This window comes from Bradyrhizobium sp., from assembly GCF_028868675.1.
GTDB lineage: Bacteria > Pseudomonadota > Alphaproteobacteria > Rhizobiales > Xanthobacteraceae > Bradyrhizobium.
Genome location: NZ_JAGWUA010000375.1, coordinates 1 through 1509, shown reverse-complemented (window position 1 = coordinate 1509; position 1509 = coordinate 1). Strand labels below are relative to the sequence as shown.

Below are 1509 nucleotides of genomic sequence, written 5' to 3'. Positions count from 1 at the left end.
GATGCTGCGCTATTGGCTGACCGCGCTGGATTCCGACAAGCCAGTGGCGCTGCGGGTGGCCGAGTTCGCGCAATTCAGGGCGGACCGGCTGATCAACATGCGCGTGCTGGTCGACAGTTTCGATCTGGTCGAGCAGGCGCTCGGCCGCCAGATCCACCTCCCGCGCATGATCGCGGTGGGGTGAGGCGCCAACGGGTCCCTCGGGGAACCGCAGGCCACCTCGCGCGCAGACCGGCCGCCAGCCCCGCCGGTCTGCCGTGCCGAGGTCGCCCGCGGGCGCGCCGGTCGCGCGGCCCGTTGGTCTTCAATTCGCGATGTGAACCGCGCGCGGTTCCCTCGCCACAATTTTGCGACGAACCATCCGCATCGTGGACGTGAACCGGGGTTGCGGGCAGGACGATGGAATTGAGGACGGGTTTCGGCTGGGCCAGGCTGCCGCTGCTTGCGGCTGCGTTGCTGTTTGCGGCCGCGCCGGAAGCCCCGGCGCAGACCGTGCCGGCGGCACAGGCCGACGACGAGACCGAGGCGGCCGCCGTCCCCGACGCCAGCGATCCCGACATCCTCGGGGATATCGACGTCGACAAGCTCGACTGGAGCCAGCTCAACACCGACGCCGACGAGACGCTGGCCGCGAAGACGCGCGCCGGCAAGAGCGCGTCCGGCAATGACGGGCTGAACTGGTCCTCTAACACCAGGGCGAACGGCTCTTCCGCCGTCACGGTGAAGCAGTCGGTCACCCCGTTCTGGGACACGCGGATCGGCGCCGACATGACGGTGGCGCCCGAGCCCACCACGATGTCGGAATTGCTGGCACAGAAGGCCGCCAATGGCGGCAGCCTGCCGCAATCTTCCGGCAGCGCCTGGGCGGCGGCGACCGCGCCCGGCGCGGGCGCGATCTGGGACAAGACCGCGGTCGAGGCCCGCATCGATCCCGGCGCGGAGAGCAGCAAGCTCGGCGCATCGCTGACCAAATCGCTGCCGCTGTCGGGCGACTATTCGCTGACGCTGCAGAATGGCTACAGCGTGTTCCAGCAGGGCACCGCGCCGATTCCCGGCGTCGCCGGCCGCATCACGCGCAATTACGAGACCGATCAGACCGCCAAGGTCACGATCGGCGACACCGGCACCAGCCTGATCGCCGGCCAGAGCCTGTCGACGGCGGACGACAGATGGCTGCGCAAGCTCGGCGCCGAGCAGAAGCTCACCGACGGCGTCACCATCTCCGGCTCGATCGGCGAGACTGCGCAGGGCGCCACCAGCAAGAGCCTCACCGCCGGCTTCAAGAAGAGCTGGTAACGGCAAGGCGCACCGTCTTTTCCCTTACGCATGGTCAGCGAAATACATCGCTCAAATCCATCATATCCTGCCACGGCAATACCGCCGAATGGCCGATCCCTGCCGCATCTCGGCCCCGATCCGGTCAAAATCCGACGCCCAGATTGACCACGCCTGACAGAACTTCGTCGCGCGGGGGACACTCGCGGGCGCGATCAAGGGGAAAGCGATGAA

General features: G+C 68.0%; 1 protein-coding gene and 1 pseudogene. Both read left to right on the top strand.

Going from position 1 to position 1509, the window contains the following annotated elements; all coding sequences use genetic code 11:
* Nucleotides 1-184, top strand: a pseudogene (locus KGM94_RS25250) (ketosteroid isomerase); the annotation flags it as partial.
* Nucleotides 185-399: 215 nt separating this feature from the next.
* Nucleotides 400-1296 carry a hypothetical protein gene (locus tag KGM94_RS25245; RefSeq protein WP_300265484.1) on the top strand — a complete coding sequence of 299 codons (897 nt, stop codon included), beginning with the start codon at nucleotides 400-402 and terminating at the stop codon, nucleotides 1294-1296.
* Nucleotides 1297-1509 lie beyond the last annotated feature (213 nt).

What these genes read in the sequence shown, in the direction of transcription:
- KGM94_RS25245 (WP_300265484.1), top strand. Translation starts at nt 400, where the DNA reads ATGGAATTGAGGACGGGTTTCGGCTGGGCCAGGCTGCCGCTGCTTGCG.